Origin of the sequence: Mesorhizobium sp. WSM3866 (assembly GCF_002294795.1) — a bacterium.
In the GTDB taxonomy this organism is placed as follows: Bacteria; Pseudomonadota; Alphaproteobacteria; order Rhizobiales; family Rhizobiaceae; genus Mesorhizobium.
Genome location: NZ_NSGC01000009.1, coordinates 194,995 through 210,044 on the forward strand (window position 1 = coordinate 194,995; position 15,050 = coordinate 210,044).

15 protein-coding genes and 1 pseudogene are annotated in these 15,050 nt (G+C 65.0%); 11 read left to right on the plus strand and 5 right to left on the minus strand.

Going from position 1 to position 15,050, the window contains the following annotated elements:
- Window positions 1-62: 62 nt before the first annotated feature.
- Window positions 63-704: a cysteine hydrolase family protein gene (locus CK222_RS21240; RefSeq protein ID WP_095801697.1), complete on the minus strand. Its 642-nt coding sequence runs from the start codon at window positions 702-704 to the stop codon at window positions 63-65.
- A gap of 127 nt (window positions 705-831) precedes the next feature.
- On the opposite strand from CK222_RS21240, the gene CK222_RS21245 reads away from it, so the two are divergent.
- Window positions 832-1,815: a helix-turn-helix domain-containing protein gene (locus CK222_RS21245; protein WP_095801698.1), complete on the plus strand. Its 984-nt coding sequence runs from the start codon at window positions 832-834 to the stop codon at window positions 1,813-1,815.
- On the opposite strand, the gene CK222_RS21250 is transcribed toward CK222_RS21245, so the two are convergent.
- Window positions 1,802-2,359, minus strand: a complete 558-nt coding sequence (locus CK222_RS21250) for a sugar O-acetyltransferase (protein WP_095801699.1) — start codon at window positions 2,357-2,359, stop codon at window positions 1,802-1,804. The genes CK222_RS21245 and CK222_RS21250 overlap by 14 nt on opposite strands.
- Window positions 2,360-2,492: 133 nt before the next feature.
- Between CK222_RS21250 and CK222_RS21255 the strand changes: the two are divergent.
- The 5 genes and pseudogenes from CK222_RS21255 (at window position 2,493) to CK222_RS21275 (ending at window position 8,915) form a co-directional block, all read left to right on the plus strand.
- Window positions 2,493-2,955 (plus strand): annotated as a pseudogene (locus CK222_RS21255) (DUF4126 domain-containing protein).
- Complete coding sequence (locus CK222_RS21260) at window positions 2,952-4,328, plus strand: FAD-containing oxidoreductase (RefSeq protein WP_095801700.1); 1,377 nt, start codon at window positions 2,952-2,954, stop codon at window positions 4,326-4,328. Before CK222_RS21255 ends, CK222_RS21260 begins: the two are co-directional and overlap by 4 nt.
- Window positions 4,329-4,481: 153 nt before the next feature.
- Window positions 4,482-5,537 carry a succinylglutamate desuccinylase/aspartoacylase family protein gene (locus CK222_RS21265; RefSeq protein ID WP_095801701.1) on the plus strand — a complete coding sequence of 352 codons (1,056 nt, stop codon included), beginning with the start codon at window positions 4,482-4,484 and terminating at the stop codon, window positions 5,535-5,537.
- A gap of 235 nt (window positions 5,538-5,772) precedes the next feature.
- Window positions 5,773-7,962 (plus strand): anthranilate synthase, encoded by a 2,190-nt coding sequence (locus CK222_RS21270; RefSeq protein ID WP_095801838.1) that lies wholly within the window; start codon window positions 5,773-5,775, stop codon window positions 7,960-7,962.
- Between the two features lie 5 nt (window positions 7,963-7,967).
- On the plus strand, window positions 7,968-8,915 hold the full coding sequence (locus CK222_RS21275) for a cation diffusion facilitator family transporter (protein ID WP_095801702.1): 948 nt from the start codon (window positions 7,968-7,970) through the stop codon (window positions 8,913-8,915).
- 262 nt (window positions 8,916-9,177) lie between these two features.
- Here the strand turns inward: CK222_RS21275 and CK222_RS21280 are convergent, their stop codons facing one another.
- Complete coding sequence (locus CK222_RS21280; RefSeq protein WP_095801839.1) at window positions 9,178-10,260, minus strand: hypothetical protein; 1,083 nt, start codon at window positions 10,258-10,260, stop codon at window positions 9,178-9,180.
- A 107-nt stretch (window positions 10,261-10,367) separates the two neighbouring features.
- Here CK222_RS21280 and CK222_RS21285 point away from each other — a divergent pair, with 107 nt between their 5' ends.
- The 5 genes from CK222_RS21285 to CK222_RS21305 all read left to right on the plus strand — a co-directional run bounded on the left by CK222_RS21285 (window position 10,368) and on the right by CK222_RS21305 (window position 14,020).
- Window positions 10,368-10,802 carry a DsrE family protein gene (locus CK222_RS21285; RefSeq protein WP_067326442.1) on the plus strand — a complete coding sequence of 145 codons (435 nt, stop codon included), beginning with the start codon at window positions 10,368-10,370 and terminating at the stop codon, window positions 10,800-10,802.
- An 83-nt stretch (window positions 10,803-10,885) separates the two neighbouring features.
- Window positions 10,886-11,671, plus strand: a complete 786-nt coding sequence (locus CK222_RS21290; RefSeq protein ID WP_082953952.1) for an SDR family oxidoreductase — start codon at window positions 10,886-10,888, stop codon at window positions 11,669-11,671.
- Between the two features lie 52 nt (window positions 11,672-11,723).
- Window positions 11,724-12,035, plus strand: coding sequence for a putative quinol monooxygenase (locus tag CK222_RS21295; RefSeq protein WP_067326436.1), 312 nt, complete (start codon window positions 11,724-11,726; stop codon window positions 12,033-12,035).
- A gap of 76 nt (window positions 12,036-12,111) precedes the next feature.
- Window positions 12,112-13,215, plus strand: a complete 1,104-nt coding sequence (locus CK222_RS21300; RefSeq protein ID WP_095801703.1) for an AbrB family transcriptional regulator — start codon at window positions 12,112-12,114, stop codon at window positions 13,213-13,215.
- A gap of 52 nt (window positions 13,216-13,267) precedes the next feature.
- Window positions 13,268-14,020 carry an SDR family NAD(P)-dependent oxidoreductase gene (locus tag CK222_RS21305; protein ID WP_067327099.1) on the plus strand — a complete coding sequence of 251 codons (753 nt, stop codon included), beginning with the start codon at window positions 13,268-13,270 and terminating at the stop codon, window positions 14,018-14,020.
- Here the strand turns inward: CK222_RS21305 and CK222_RS32420 are convergent.
- On the minus strand, window positions 14,014-14,271 hold the full coding sequence (locus tag CK222_RS32420) for a hypothetical protein (protein ID WP_067326429.1): 258 nt from the start codon (window positions 14,269-14,271) through the stop codon (window positions 14,014-14,016). The two genes, CK222_RS21305 and CK222_RS32420, sit on opposite strands and share 7 nt — an antisense overlap.
- Entirely contained in the window at window positions 14,271-15,047 is a 777-nt protein-coding gene (locus CK222_RS21315; protein ID WP_095801704.1) for an alpha/beta hydrolase-fold protein, read from the minus strand. Before CK222_RS21315 ends, CK222_RS32420 begins: the two co-directional genes overlap by 1 nt.
- Window positions 15,048-15,050: the final 3 nt, after the last annotated feature.

Sequence of the window (15,050 nt, forward strand, 5' to 3'; positions counted from 1 at the left end):
CGGAATTGCGTCAAAAACAAAAAGCCAGAGCATTTCGCCGTTTCCGTGAAACGGTGAATGCTTTAGGCAGCGTTCCGCTTCAGCGCCCGCTGGTTCGACGCATAGATCGTGTCGCGCTCCGGCAGGGCGCCGGTCTTCAGGCAATCGATCCATTCGGCGGTCTTGAGCACCGCGGCGAAGCGCGACTGCAGCACCACGCTCACCACGCGATGGATTTCTTCGGCAGACGCGTAGCCGGCGCTGTTGGCGTAGGGAACCGAGCCGCTGGCATCCGAGAGGAACTCGACGGCAAAGCCCATATGCACCGCATGGATGATGGTCGACAGGTCGCAATTATGCGTCATGTAGCCGACGACCGCGATCGTATCGATGTGGTTGGCGCGTAGCCAGTTCTCGAAGTCGGTGCCTGTGAAGGCGGAGGGCAGCGTCTTCTCGACATAGTGGTCGCGGGCGCGCCCGGCGATCTCGGGATGCAGTTCGCCGCCATGGCTGCCCTTGGCGAAGATCGGCGAAGTCTCCGGCGCCATCTGCTTCACGACAACGACCTTGATGCCGGCAGCAGTGGCGGCGTCCATGGCGCGCGCCACGTTGGCGACGCTGTCGGCGAAGGGCGGATGCTGGATGGCGAGATTGCCGCCATTGTAGTCGTTCTGGACATCGACGACGACGAGTGCGCGGCGTGGCTGGGTGGCTGGTGCTGACATGGCGGTTCCTTTCGAGCGGGTTGATAGGTGGCGAAGCTAGGCCGAACATCTATTCCCAGAAAGTGGCCCAATTGACATTATTCGAAAGAATTGGGACACTCTTTGCCGTAACCTGGTGATGTCTGCCATGCGCACTCCGATCGTCGCCGTCGTCGCCTTCGACGGCATCAGCCCGTTCCACCTTTCCGTGCCTTGCCTGGTCTTCGGCGCGGACCGCACCAAGCTCGGTCTGCCGCGCTTCGACTTCCGCGTTTGCGCGGCGGAGCAAGGACCTATCCATACCGATGCCGGTTTGAGCATTTCGGTCCCGCACGATCTTTCGGCGCTCGACCAGGCCGACATCGTCATCATCCCAAGCTGGAAAGATCTCGATGCTCCTCTGGCCGCTGCGCTCAAGCATGCGCTCGAACGGGCACATAAGCGCGGCGTGCTGATCGTCGGCCTCTGCCTCGGCACCTTCGCCATCGCCGCCGCCGGACTGCTGGCGGGACGCAAGGCCACCACGCATTGGGCCTATACCGACCAGTTGCAGACGCTGCACCCCGATATCGCCGTCGATGCCGACGTGCTCTATGTCGATGAAGGCGACATCGTTACCTCGGCCGGCGTCGCCGCCGGGCTGGACTGCTGCCTGCACATTGTGCGCGCCCGCTACGGCGCCGAGGCAGCGCTTCGGCTCGCCCGCCACGTCGTGCTGTCGCCGCACCGGCAGGGCGGACAAGCTCAGTTCATCGAGCGCCCGCTCGCGCCGACGCCAAACGCCGACCGGTTCACAAAGGCACTTGACGGGGTGCGGGCAACGCTTGGCGAAGCTCACACCCTGGACAGCGTCGCCGAAGCAGCTGGCCTCACCCGCCGCACCTTCACGCGTCGCTTCCAGAAGACGACCGGCACCAGCTTCGGCAGCTGGCTGGCCGAACAGCGCTTGGCGCTGGCGCAGAGGCTGCTGGAACAGACCGACAAATCGATGGACATGGTGGCCTTCGAGGCCGGCTTCGGCAGCGCCACGTCGCTGCGCCAGCATTTCGCGGCGCGGCTCAGAACCTCCCCGATGCAGTACCGGCGCGAATTCTCGAAGGGCAGCGCGCAGGTCGCCCTCAGCGGCGTGTAACCACCCGCGCCGGGTTGCCGACCACGGTCGCATTGGCCGGAACGTCGCGCGTCACCACCGCGCCGGCGCCGACGATGGCGCCTTCGCCGATGCTGACGCCGGCGAGGATCACCGCGCTGCCGCCGATCCACGCGTTGTCGCCGATCGTCACCGATTTGGCGATCTCCAATCCGGCCAGCCGCCCGGCGGCCTCGCGGTGATGCTCGGCGCAATAGATCTGCACATTGGGGCCAAGCAGCGTCCTCCTGCCGATCTTCACCGGAGCGGTATCGAGAATGGTGCAACCGGCGTTCAGGAAGGCGCCCTCGCCGAGAAACAGGTTGAAGCCGTAAGCGCAGTGGAACGGCGCCTCGATGCGCGCGCCCTCGCCTAGGCCGCCGAGCAGCGCTCGCAGTGTCGCGCCGATGTCGCCGCGCTGCCGGGGCGGCATGCTGTTGTGCTCGAACACTGCGTCGCGGGCGGCCACCCGCATCGCCTCCAGCTCCGGGTCGATGCAGCTGTACCATTCACCCGCCGCCATCTTCATGCGCTCGCTTGTCGTCATGGCTGCTCCTCCATTCCCGTCCCGCTGCCAAAGCACAATCCGCCCGACCGGAAAAGCCCATGGCCAAACGCCAGGCCTATGCTAGCTTGCCATCCGCGGAACCGTGCGGAGCTCCGAATTTGAGGGGATGATGATGCTCTACATTCTGGCATTGCTGATTGGCGTCGTCGCCGGCCTTCGCGCCATGACCGCGCCGGCCGCCGTCGCCTGGGGTTCGTATCTCGGCTGGATCCCGGTCGCCGGCACCTGGGCAAGCTTCATGGGCCACTGGATCGCGGTCGGCATCTTCACCGTCCTGGCGATCGTCGAACTCGTCACCGACCAGTTGCCGTCGACGCCGAGCCGCAAGGTGCCGCAGCAGTTTGGCGCGCGCATCGTCACGGGCGCCTTTCTGCGGCGCGGTGATCGGCGCCACGGTCGGCGCCACCATCGGCTGCCTCATCGCCGGCGCGATCGGCGCGGTGATCGGCACGCTGGGCGGCGCGGAAGCACGCGCAAGGATGGCTGCCGCCTTCGGTAAGGATCCGCCCGCCGCCTTCATCGAGGACGCGGTGGCGATCATCGGCGGCCTGCTGATCGTGGCGGCGGTCGCATGAGCGCGAAAAACTTCGACGCCATCGTCATCGGCGCCGGCCAAGCCGGCCCTTCGCTCGCCGGCCGGCTCGACGCCGCCGGCATGAGCGTTGCCCTGATCGAGCGCAAGCTTATTGGCGGAACCTGTGTCAACACCGGCTGCATGCCGACCAAGGCGATGGTGGCGAGCGCCTACGCCGCGCATCTTGCCCGCCGCGCCGCCGACTATGGCGTCGCGCTCTCCGGTCCGGTCGGGGTCGACTATCAAAGGATCAAGGCACGCAAGGACAAGGTGACCAACGATGCCCGCGGCAATCTCGAAAGCTGGATCGCGCGGATAAAGGGCTGCACGCTTTATCGCGGCCATGCCAGGTTCGAATCCGCTAATACAGTGCGCGTCGCCGACGACCTGCTGACCGCGCCAAAAATCTTCCTCAACACCGGCGGCCGCGCCTCCGTGCCGGACCTGCCCGGCGTCAACGACGTCCCCTATCTCACCAACTCCTCGATGATGGATCTCGATGTGCTGCCCAGCCATCTGGTCGTCGTCGGCGGCAGCTATATCTCGCTCGAATTCGCCCAGATGTTCCGCCGTTTCGGCTCCGAGGTCACGGTGATCGAGAAAGCGCCGCGGCTGACCGGCCGCGAGGACGAGGACGTCTCGGCCGCGATCCAGTCGATCCTCGAAAACGAAGGCGTCACCGTCCATGTCGGCGCCGAGGACATCGGCTTTGCCAGGCAGGGCAACGGTATCGCCGTGACCTTCTCTGCCGGCAAGCCGCCGGCGGTCGGCTCGCATGTGCTGCTGGCGCTCGGCCGCGTCCCCAACACCGACGACCTCGGCCTCGACAAGGCCGGCGTCGAGGTCGACAAGCGCGGCTACATCGTCGTCGACGACCAGTTGCGCACCAATGTGCCCGGCATCTGGGCCATGGGCGACTGCAACGGCAAGGGCGCCTTCACCCACACCTCCTACAACGACTACGAGATCGTCGCCGCCAATCTGCTCGACAACGATCCGCGCAAGGTCAGCGACCGCATCGAGGCCTATGCGCTCTATATCGATCCGCCGCTCGGCCGCTGCGGCATGACCGAGACCGCTGTCAAGAAATCCGGCCGCCGCGCCCTTGTCGGCCAGCGGCCGATGACCCGTGTCGGCCGCGCCGTCGAAAAGGGCGAGACGCAAGGCTTCATGAAGATCCTGGCCGACGCCGACACCGGCGAGATCCTCGGCTGTTCGGTGCTCGGACCGGGCGGCGACGAGGCGATCCACTCAGTGCTCGACCTGATGTATGCCAAGGCGCCGATCTCGACGCTGGCGCGCGCCATGCACATCCACCCCAACGTCTCGGAGCTTCTGCCGACCATCGCCCAGGACTTGAAGCCTCTGGCGTAACGGCAGATCGCCGCTCCACGTCGGGGCTTCTCGATCTTGGCAAACAGTGCTCAAGGCGTCCGACGGTCGGCTTGCGCCTATCGCGCGGGCGGACTGGACCACTGACACCCTGGCCGTAACCATGCATGTCTGGCCACCCACCGGAGGAACCCCATGCAAAAGACCATCGAGCGCATCGCAGGCGACAGCGAAGGCGTTGCTTATGAGTTCCCAGTTTTCCGCTTCGAGGGCACGGACAAGTCGGCGCCCTCGGCCTATTTGCAGGCGGCGCTTCATGCCGGAGAATTGCCAGGTGTCGTCGCCATCGACGCGCTGATGCCGATGCTTGCCAAGGCGGAAGCGGAAGGCCGCATTAGAGGCGCCATCACGTTGGTGCCCTGGGCCAATCCAATCGGTCGGGCGCAATACCATTTCGGCGAGCACCAGGGCCGCTTCAATCTCGGCACCCGCACCAACTTCAACCGTGCCTTCCCGCTGCTTGCCGCGCCGGACGCCAGGCTGTTAGCGGATGTCAACCTCGGCGGCGCCGACCGCCGGCTGAAGAAGCGGCTCGTCGAACTCTCGCTCGGCAACGACATCGTGCTCGATCTCCACTGCGACGATGAGGGCCTTGCCTATCTCTACATCCACACCAGCCTGTGGCCGCATATGGCCGACTGCGCGGCTGCGATGGGCATCGATGCCGTCCTGCTGTGGAGCGAGGACAGTAGCGGCACCTTCGAGGGCGCCTCGATCATGCCCTATCAAAATGTGCCTGCGAGCGTCGCGCGCTTCGACCGGCGCGTCGCCACCACGGTCGAATATCGCGGCATGCTGGATGTCGACAGCGGCTTGGCCGCCTCCGATGCCGCCGGCCTCTACCGCTTGCTGGTGACGCGCGGCGTCATCCAGGACCCTTCCGTCCCGAAGGCGAGCAGCTTCTCCGGCGCCGTCGTACCGCTGGAAAACATCGAGATGATGCCTTCGCCCAAGGCCGGCGCCATCCTTTACGACGTCAAGCCCGGCGACCGCGTCAACAAGGGCGACCGGCTGGCGACGATCGTCCATGCGCCCGGCGAAGCCGGCGGCCGCACCGAGGTGTTCGCGCCCCAGTCGGGTTTCATCCTGACCCGTCGTTCGCGCCGCATCATTCGCGCCGGCGAGGATCTTTTGAAGCTTGCCGGCGACAAGAGGAGCGCCGACGCGCGCTCCGGCACGCTGGAGGACTGACGGGCCGGCTTTACCGTTCGCGTGAAATCCAGTTGCGTGGGCCGTCATTCGCCGCTATGGGAGTCGCCATGAACATGCGTTCGAACAAGACCGTTTGGTGGTGGGCTCGCTGACAGCGGCCGGTTCGAACGCGCATGCGTGAAAATGAGGGTGGCCGCAGCGGAATGTCCGGGCGGCCATTTGTTTTTCCAAGCCATTCCCGGGTCCGTTGCCCAAAACGCTGATGGAGACGGCAATGACGACTACAGTTCTGGACAACGGGGCGGAGCGCTTCGTCACCGCGGGCGGGGTGACGATCACCCGCGAACGCCATGACCAGCCCTATGAAGGCGCGATTGACGCCTATGTCGACGGCCTGAATTCCCGCCGCGGCGCGGTGTTCTCCTCGAACTACGAATATCCGGGCCGTTACACGCGCTGGGACACGGCCATCATCGATCCGCCGCTGGTGATCTCGGCGCGCGGCCGCGCCATGCGCATCGAGGCGCTCAACCAGCGCGGCGAAGTGCTGCTGCCGGTGATCGGCAAGGCGCTTGGCGAGCTGAGCGAGGTGGCGATTGCCGAGAGCTCGAAAAAGCTGATCCGCCTCGATGTCGCCAAGCCCGGCCGCGTCTTCACCGAGGAAGAGCGCAGCCGCGTGCCGTCCGTCTTCACGGTGCTGCGCGCCATCACGGCTTTGTTCAAGACTGCCGAGGACGCCAATCTCGGCCTTTACGGCGCCTTCGGCTACGATCTCGCCTTCCAGTTCGACCCGGTCGACTACAAGCTCGAGCGTAAGCAGAGCCAGCGCGACCTGGTGCTGTTCCTGCCCGACGAGATCCTCGTCGTCGACCACTATTCGACCAAGGCCTGGACCGACCGCTACGACTATTCCGGCGAAGGGTTTTCCACGGAAGGCTTGGCCCGCGATGCTCATGTCGAGCCGTTCAGGACCGCCGACCGCATCCCGCCGCGCGGCGATCACGAACCCGGCGAATATGCCAATTTGGTGCGCCGGGCGATGGAGAGCTTCAAGCGCGGCGACCTGTTCGAGGTCGTGCCTGGACAGATGTTCTACGAGCGTTGCGAGACCCAGCCCTCCGACATTTCCCGCAAGCTGAAGTCGATCAACCCCTCTCCCTATTCCTTCTTCATCAATCTCGGTGAAAACGAGTATCTGATCGGCGCCTCGCCGGAGATGTTCGTGCGCGTCAACGGCCGTCGGGTCGAGACCTGCCCTATCTCCGGCACCATCAAGCGCGGCGACGACGCCATCTCCGACAGCGAGCAGATCCTCAAGCTGCTCAACTCCAAGAAGGACGAGTCCGAGCTCACCATGTGCTCGGACGTCGACCGCAACGACAAGTCGCGCGTCTGCGAGCCGGGCTCGGTGCGCGTCATCGGCCGCCGCCAGATCGAGATGTATTCGCGCCTGATCCACACCGTCGATCACATCGAGGGACGGCTGCGCGAAGGCATGGACGCCTTCGACGCCTTCCTGTCACACGCCTGGGCGGTCACCGTCACCGGCGCGCCGAAGCTGTGGGCCATGCGTTTCATCGAGCAGAACGAGAAGAGCCCGCGCGCCTGGTATGGCGGGGCGATCGGCATGGTCAATTTCAACGGCGACATGAACACCGGGCTGACGCTGCGCACCATCCGCATCAAGGACGGTATCGCCGAAGTGCGCGCCGGCGCCACATTGCTTTTCGACAGCGTTCCTGAGGAAGAAGAAGCCGAAACCGAACTGAAGGCATCCGCCATGCTCTCCGCCATACGCGACGCCAAGACCGGCAACGCCGCAGGCACCGAACGCACCACCGCGCGCGTCGGCGACGGCGTCAACATCCTGCTCGTCGACCACGAGGACTCGTTCGTCCACACGCTGGCCAACTACTTCCGCCAGACCGGCGCCACTGTTTCCACCGTGCGCACGCCGGTGCCGGAAGAGGTGTTCGAGCGGCTGAAGCCCGATCTCGTCGTGCTCTCCCCCGGCCCGGGTACGCCGAAGGATTTCGATTGCGCCGCGACCATCAGACGAGCGCGCGCCCGCGACCTGCCGGTCTTCGGCGTCTGTCTTGGCCTGCAGGCGCTGGCCGAAGCCTATGGCGGCGAGTTGCGGCAGTTGCACATTCCGATGCACGGCAAGCCCTCGCGCATCCGTGTCTCGAAGCCGGGCATCATCTTCTCGGGGCTGCCCAAGGAAGTGACCGTCGGCCGCTATCATTCGATCTTCGCCGATCCGGTGCGCCTGCCCGAAGGTTTCGTGGTGACGGCCGAGACCGAGGACGGCGTCATCATGGCCTTCGAGCACCGCAAGGAGCCGATCGCCGCCGTTCAGTTCCACCCGGAATCGATCATGACGCTCGGCCACAATGCCGGCATGCGCATCATCGAGAACATCGTTGCGCATCTGCCGCGCAAGGCCAAGGAAAAGGCTGCCTAGCAACGATGGCCGCGGTGGAAGACACGGCGACGGCGGCCGCAAGAGCCGCCGCGAAGCGCAAGATCGCCAGCCTCGCTTTCTGGTCGATCGTCATCGCCTTCCTGGTGATGGGGCTGAAATTCGTTGCCTGGCAGATGACCGGCTCCGTGGCCCTCTATTCCGATGCTTTGGAATCCATCGTCAACGTCATCACTTCAGCAGCCGCTCTCTGGGCGATCCGCATCAGCCATAAGCCCGCCGATAGCGACCATCCCTTCGGCCATCACAAGGCCGAGTATTTTTCTGCGGTGCTCGAGGGTGTTCTGATCGTCGTTGCGGCGCTGCTGATCATCGCCAAGGTGTGGCAATCGCTGCAGAATCCCGCGTCGCTCGAACAGCCCTGGCAGGGCTTAGCGATCAATGCCGGCGCGGCGCTCGTCAATGCCGTCTGGGCATTCGTGCTGATCCGCAACGGCCGCAGCGAACGATCGCCGGCCCTGGTCGCCGACGGCCAGCACATCATGACCGACGTGCTTACCTCGGTCGGCGTCATCGTGGGCCTTGTCGCCGCGGTGATGACTGGATGGCATATCCTCGACCCGCTGCTTGCGCTTCTTGTTGCGCTGAACATTCTCTATCAGGGCTGGAAGCTTACCGGAGAGTCGCTGAGCGGACTGATGGATCGTGCCGTCGACACCCAGGAGCACATGCAGATCCGCGATATCATCTCGGCCAATTCGAAGGGTGCGCTGGAGGTGCATGACCTGAAAACCCGCATCGCCGGGCGAGCGACCTTCATCGAGTTCCACCTCGTCGTCGACGCCGACATGACGGTCGGCGCCAGCCATGTCATTTGCGACCGCATCGAGGACGCGCTGAAGGCCGAGATCCCCTCGGTGCGCGTCACCATCCATGTCGAGCCGGACGACGAGGCGAAGCTGCCGAAAGGCACAACGGCGGTGCCTTTCGCCTGAAGCGATTTCCAGGCACGCCTTGGAAAATTGGCCGGGCCTCCGCGGTGTCGTCATCCCTGGAAGAAGCAGGAGCGAAGCTCCATCGCCGAGACCCCTGGGATCCATGCCGTGGCCTTGGCCGAAGCATGCAGCGAAGCAGAGTTCTGCACCGTTTCAACGCTTTAGCATAACGGCATGGATCCTATGGCTGCGCGCGTCGCTTCCCTCCTTGCTCCGCATAGGATGACGAAGCGCCACACTTTAGAGTGACGAAGTGGCACACTCACGGCGTGCAGGCCGACTGCGGCATCGGATTGAGTCTGTACACCTTGTCGTCGGACGTGGTCTTGCCGCCCGCCATCTTCGAGCAGAGGTCGACGATGGCGAGCGCATTGTTGGGGTTGGCCAGCAGCATCGTGCCGCTGGCGCCCCGCTTGAGAAAAATCTCCTTCTGCGAGATGTCGCAGGCAAAGTCGCTCATCTTGGAGCTGGCCGAGCAGCGCCACTGATCGGCCTCGCCCTGGCAGGAATAGGTCTGCGTAACCTTGGCCTCTTTCTGCCTGGTCGTCACCGAGATGGCGATGTCGGCGCCGTCTGGCCAGTTGGCGGCATCGCCACCGGCGGCAAAGGAAGCGAGCTCGATCGGCCCGCGGAAGACGCGGATCGACTGCGTCATCTGGTCCGGATGGGATTTCAGATGCGCGTCGTCATAGTCGCGGCCGTAGCAGAAGGGCTGGTCCGGCTTCAGCCGCTCGCGCAGCGGGGCCCCGATCGCCGGGTCGATCGGATCGATGCGCGCGAACTCCGCCTTGCAGGTGTCGGCCGGCATCGGATCGAGACGGAAATTATCGTCTTCGCTGCCCAGCGCCTGCTCGTTGTATTTCGCCTTGCCGAGATCCTCCTCCGCGCCGGCGTCGAGATAGACGTCAGGCTGCACGTTGGAGAGGATCAGCCGGCCCTTGTCGTCGACTTTCAGCGAGGCCAGCGTGCGGTCGCATTCCATGCCGCAGCGGATGCCGCTCGCCTTGTCGCTCGGATCCTCCTTGTTGCACCAGCCAGCCGCCCATTCCGGCTTCTTGGCGCCGCGCACCGTGGTGGTGAGAAAGCCGTTATAGGCAGCGTCGGACATCGAGCTCGGCTCCTCGTTCGGCCGGCTGGCCGGATCGTGGCCATGGTAGAAGAAGATGCGCGCCACCTTCTGGTGCGGATGCGCCTTGAGATGGGCGGCATCATAGACCCGGCCGAAGCAGACGTCGGCGCCGTTCGGGCTGAGTTCGGTCAGCTTGGGGGCATCATCTGCGAGCGCCGCGCCGGCAATGAACAGCGCGGCACCCAGCACCGCACCTGCCACCATCCTCGACGTCATGTGATCCTCTCCTCGCACCGACAGGACGTGATTGCGATTCATGCTAGTCTAGGCACGAAGGCTGGGCCACGCAAACTTGCGAGAGCCGCCGGATCGAGGAGGATGCGATGCTGCGCCGTGACGTTTTCCGCGCCGGTCTTGCCGGAGTGGGCGGTTTTTTCGGTCTGCGACAGGCGAGCGCCGCCGCCGGCGAAGACAGGCTGAAGGTCGCCTACCATCTCAGCGACGCCGACAAGGTCAACTTCGTCCTCGGCAACATCAAGAACCACTATGAGGGCACCGGCGGCAATGTCGAGGTCGTGCTGGTCGTGCACGGGCGGGCGCTTGCGGCCTTCAAGGCAAAGAGCGCTTCCGGCGCGACCTCCAGCCGCTTTGCCGGCCTCGTCCAGCAGGGACTTGTTCCGCAGGCCTGCAGCAACACCATGCATGGCATGGACATCGCACTGACCGACCTGCTTGCCGGCTTCCAGGTCGCGGAGAAAGGCGGCGTGGTCAAGCTCGCGGAGCTGCAGCGCCAGGGCTATGTCTATCTGCGGCCCTGAATTCGCGCCCTGATCTTGCCTTGACTTGAACACCTGGCCGGGAAGCGTCTACCAATTGCCAGCGCAATCCTGGAGATATCGACGTGCCAACTGACCCGACCACGCTTGTCATTCCCGATCTTGCCGGCAAGGCGGTGCTGGTCACCGGCGCGTCGACCGGGATCGGAGCAGCCCTCGCCCTCGCCTATGCCCGGCAGAAATGCCGCGTTGCGCTGCATTACAACTCAAGCCGGGAAGCCGCCGAAGAGCTCGCCAAAACCATCCGCGACGACGGCGGCGAGGTGTTCTTGACGCAGGGCGATTTTTCGGTTCCCGCCGACGTCGAGCGCGTGGTCGAGGGGAGCGCTGAACATTTCGGCCGGCTCGACGGGCTGGTCAACAATGCCGGCGGCATGCTCGGCCGCGTTGCCTATGCCGAGCAGACCGAGGCCCATTACGATGCGGTGATGGATCTCAACGCGCGCTCGGTGCTGACGGCCTCGCGCAGAGCGATCCCATGGCTGAAGCGCCAGGGCGGCTTCATCATCAACACCACCTCGATCGCCGCCCGCAACGGCGCCGGCGGCGGCGCCGGCCTCTATGGCTCGTCCAAGGCCTTCGTCTCCAACGTGACGCGCGGCATGGCCAAGGAGCTGATCGGCTTCGGCATCCGCGTCAACGCCGTGGCGCCCGGCACCATCCTGACCCCGTTCCACGAGCGCTATTCCACCGCCGAGCAGATGAAGGGCATGGTCGCCACCATTCCGCAGGGTCGCGCCGGAAGGGCCGAAGATTGCGTCGGCGCTTACCTGTTCCTGTCTTCCGACCGCTTGAGCGGCTACATCATCGGCCAGGTGATCGAGGTCAATGGTGGCCAGTTGATGCCGTGAGCTGGCGATTGCATACTCAGCTCAGCGTGCAACCTGGAGGGAGAGGAAGGGAATGTTCGGACTGATCGGCAAGATGCGGGCGGCACGCGGCCAGCGCGATGCAGTCATTGACGTGCTGCGTGAGACGACCGGTGCCCTGCCCGGCTGCCTGAGCTACATCATCGCCACCGATCCGGCCGATGCCGACGCGATCTGGGTCACCGAAGTGTGGACCGATCAGGCAAGCCATAAGGCGTCCCTGCAACTGCCCGAAGTCCAGGCGGCAATCGCCAAGGCGCGTCCTTTCATCGCCGGCTTCGAATTCCAGGTCGAGACCCATCCTGTCGGCGGCTTCGGCCTTCCGGCCCCCGAGAAGGGCAGCTGAGCGCGAGACCGTCGCCAACGGCATTTCCGCGGGAAAATGGGTTCGCATTTGTCCGTGCCCGGGCTAAGAGCCGGATATGGACTCTTCATCAGAAGGACCGTCACTGGAGCAACCGTCTGTTCAACGCATGACGCGATTGCGCCCGCTGCAGCAGTGGCTGGCGCTGGTGGTGCTCTCGCTGCTCTTTGCCGGCGCGCTGGAATTGGCCGCCTTGCCTGCGGCGCTGCTGATCGGCCCGATGCTTGCCGCGATCCTGGCCGGCACCAACGGCGCCACGGTGCGCGTACCCCGCGCGCTGTTCGGTTCCGCTCAGGCCGTGGTCGGCTGCCTGGTGGCGAATTCGATCTCGGTCGACATATTTCCGGTCTTCTACGCCGAATGGGCGCTCTTCTTCGGGATGGTGGTGGCGACGCTCACCGCCTCCAGCCTGCTAGGCTGGCTGATCAGTCGCTGGCGCATCCTGCCCGGCACCACGGCGGTCTGGGGTTCCTCGCCGGGCGCCGCCACCGCCATGGTGCTGATGGCCGGCGCCTTCGGTGCCGACCAGCGCCTCGTCGCCTTCATGCAATATCTGCGTGTCATCTTCGTTTCGGTGACGGCGGCGCTCGTCGCCAAGATGTGGGTCGACACGTCGGGCGTCGAAGTGCCGCCCATCATCTGGTTTCCGCCGATCGATCCATTGGCCTTTGGCGCCACCCTTGGCATCGCGGTCGTCGGCGGCCTGCTCGGCAAGCTGCTCAGACTGCCCTCGCCCTTCTTCCTTGGCACCTTCATCTTTGGCGCGGTAATCCATCTCGGCTTCAGCGTGCCGATGCAATTGCCGCCCTGGCTGCTGGCCGTCAGCTACGCCATGGTCGGCTGGTCGATCGGGCTGAACTTCACCCGGCCGATCCTGCGCCACGCGGCACGCGCCCTGCCGCAGATCATCGCCTCGATCGTAGCGCTGATCGCCTTCTGCGGCGGCATGGCTTTCGTCATCAGCGGCGTGCTCGGCATCGATCCGCTGACCGCCTATCTGGCGACCAGCCCCGGCGGCATGGACAGCGTCGCCATCATCGCCGCCGCCGCGCAGAACGTCGACATCTCCTTCGTCATGGCGCTGCAATCGGCCCGTTTCCTCGTCGTGCTGCTTGTTGGGCCAAGCGTCGCCAAGCTTGTGGCGCGAAACGTCAGGGACTGATCCGCGCTACCAAGTGCATGGAGAAGCAGAGGAATTGGCCATGAACCGTCGTTTGAATGCTGTCGATCTCTCTGGCCGCGTCGGGGTCGTGACGGGCGGCGCGCAAGGCATCGGCCTTGCGGTCGCCCGACGCCTGCTGTCGTCGGGCGCAAGCGTCGCCATCTGGGACATCGACCAGGCCGCGATGGCGAGCGCTGTGGCCGAGCTTGCTCCCTTGGGCCGGGTCGATGCCTTGCTTTGCGACCAGTCGCAGATCGAGGCCGTCGACCGCGCCGCCATCGAAACCGAGCAGGCGCTCGGGCCTGTCGATCTCCTTGTCAACAATGCCGGCATTGCCGGGCCGGCCGCGACCGTGGTGGACTATGACCCCGCCGCCTGGCGGCAGATCATCGAAATCGACCTCAACGGCGTCTTTTACTGCTGCCGACGTCTGGTGCCCGGCATGATCGCGCGCAACTACGGCCGCATCGTCAATGTCGCTTCCGTGGCCGGCAAGGAAGGCAATCCCAACGCCGCCGCCTATTCGGCCGCCAAAGCCGGCGTGCTTGCGCTGACCAAGTCGCTCGGCAAGGAACTCGCCGGTCTCGACATCGCCGTCAACGCGTTGACCCCCTCGCCCGCCCGCACCCGTATCCTCGAACAGCTCACCGAGGCCCAGGTGACCTATATGCTCAGCAAGGTGCCTCGCGGTCGATTCGTCGAGGTGGAGGAGGCTGCGGCCATGGTCGCCTTCATGCTGTCGGACGAGAATTCCTTCACCACTGGCGCCACCTTCGATCTGTCCGGCGGGCGCGCAACCTACTGAGCGAGGATCGCGACAGCGCGCCCACGCCGCCATTCCACATGACCCGAGGTGGCGGCCAACCCCGCGACGCGCATCAAAAGGGATTGTACGCCGATACTGTCGGATTGGTTCCAGCGCGAGATCTGCTCGCGTCCGCGGAAGGAACGGCCCCAATCGGTGAGCAAGGCATCGGCGGTGAGGGTTCGAGAAAGGCCCCGGGTCGCCGGCATTGGTGGCTTCGACAAGCGGCGGATCGGGTCGGGCGCGGTCATCAGTCGATCCTGTGCATCAGGTCGTTATCGAGCCAGCGGCCAAAGAAATAGACGAGTTGCTTGTGCCACCACGGCCAGTCGTGGCTGACGTCGCCGCCCCAATAGTCGACCCAGGCCGCAATGGATTTCTCGCGCAGCACCTGCTCCAGTTCGCGCGTTTCGACGAGCATTCGTTCTTCCCAGGCGCCCTGCCCGCAGCAGAAGATCAGCCTCAGCGCCCTCAGCCGCCCGAGCAGCTTCTGGTCGACGATGCCCGGCAGATAGTCGAGCGGCGAATTGTAGAAGATGCTGCCCTCGAGCGCCCGACCGAAAAAGTCGCGGGTCGAATAGACGCCGGATAGCGAGATCACGCCGCTCGCCAGCTCCGGAAAGCGGAACACGAAATTCGACGAGTGGTAGCCGCCCATCGAGCAGCCGCAGAACAGCGGCTTGAGGGCGCGTCCGCCATTGGCCTTGGCGGCAACCGCCTGCAGCTCCGGCAGCGCCTCCTCGCGCACATAGCGGAAATAGGCTTCGTGGCGGGCGATGCGACTGATGGGATCGCCATGCTTGTCGAAGAAGGATTCCGAATCGATGCCGTCGAGCGTGAACAGCTGGATGCGGCCGGTGTCGACGAATTCGGCGAGTGCTGCGACGCCTCCCGAATCCTCGAACTGGTAAAAACGCCCCTGCGAGGTGGGAAACACCACCACCGGCCGCCCGGCATGGCCGTAGCGCTTGTATTCCATGTCGCGGCCGAGATTGCGGGCATGGGCCTTGTGATAGGAGACGTCCATCGG

Excerpts from the sequence above, each read along its gene's own strand:
- CK222_RS21240 (WP_095801697.1), bottom strand. The coding sequence starts at position 704 with ATGTCAGCACCAGCCACCCAGCCACGCCGCGCACTCGTCGTCGTCGAT.
- CK222_RS21245 (WP_095801698.1), top strand. The coding sequence starts at position 832 with ATGCGCACTCCGATCGTCGCCGTCGTCGCCTTCGACGGCATCAGCCCG.
- CK222_RS21250 (WP_095801699.1), bottom strand. The coding sequence starts at position 2,359 with ATGACGACAAGCGAGCGCATGAAGATGGCGGCGGGTGAATGGTACAGC.
- CK222_RS21260 (WP_095801700.1), top strand. The coding sequence starts at position 2,952 with ATGAGCGCGAAAAACTTCGACGCCATCGTCATCGGCGCCGGCCAAGCC.
- CK222_RS21265 (WP_095801701.1), top strand. The coding sequence starts at position 4,482 with ATGCAAAAGACCATCGAGCGCATCGCAGGCGACAGCGAAGGCGTTGCT.
- CK222_RS21270 (WP_095801838.1), top strand. The coding sequence starts at position 5,773 with ATGACGACTACAGTTCTGGACAACGGGGCGGAGCGCTTCGTCACCGCG.
- CK222_RS21275 (WP_095801702.1), top strand. The coding sequence starts at position 7,968 with ATGGCCGCGGTGGAAGACACGGCGACGGCGGCCGCAAGAGCCGCCGCG.
- CK222_RS21280 (WP_095801839.1), bottom strand. The coding sequence starts at position 10,260 with ATGACGTCGAGGATGGTGGCAGGTGCGGTGCTGGGTGCCGCGCTGTTC.
- CK222_RS21285 (WP_067326442.1), top strand. The coding sequence starts at position 10,368 with ATGCTGCGCCGTGACGTTTTCCGCGCCGGTCTTGCCGGAGTGGGCGGT.
- CK222_RS21295 (WP_067326436.1), top strand. The coding sequence starts at position 11,724 with ATGTTCGGACTGATCGGCAAGATGCGGGCGGCACGCGGCCAGCGCGAT.
- CK222_RS21300 (WP_095801703.1), top strand. The coding sequence starts at position 12,112 with ATGGACTCTTCATCAGAAGGACCGTCACTGGAGCAACCGTCTGTTCAA.
- CK222_RS32420 (WP_067326429.1), bottom strand. The coding sequence starts at position 14,271 with ATGACCGCGCCCGACCCGATCCGCCGCTTGTCGAAGCCACCAATGCCG.
- CK222_RS21315 (WP_095801704.1), bottom strand. The coding sequence starts at position 15,047 with ATGGACGTCTCCTATCACAAGGCCCATGCCCGCAATCTCGGCCGCGAC.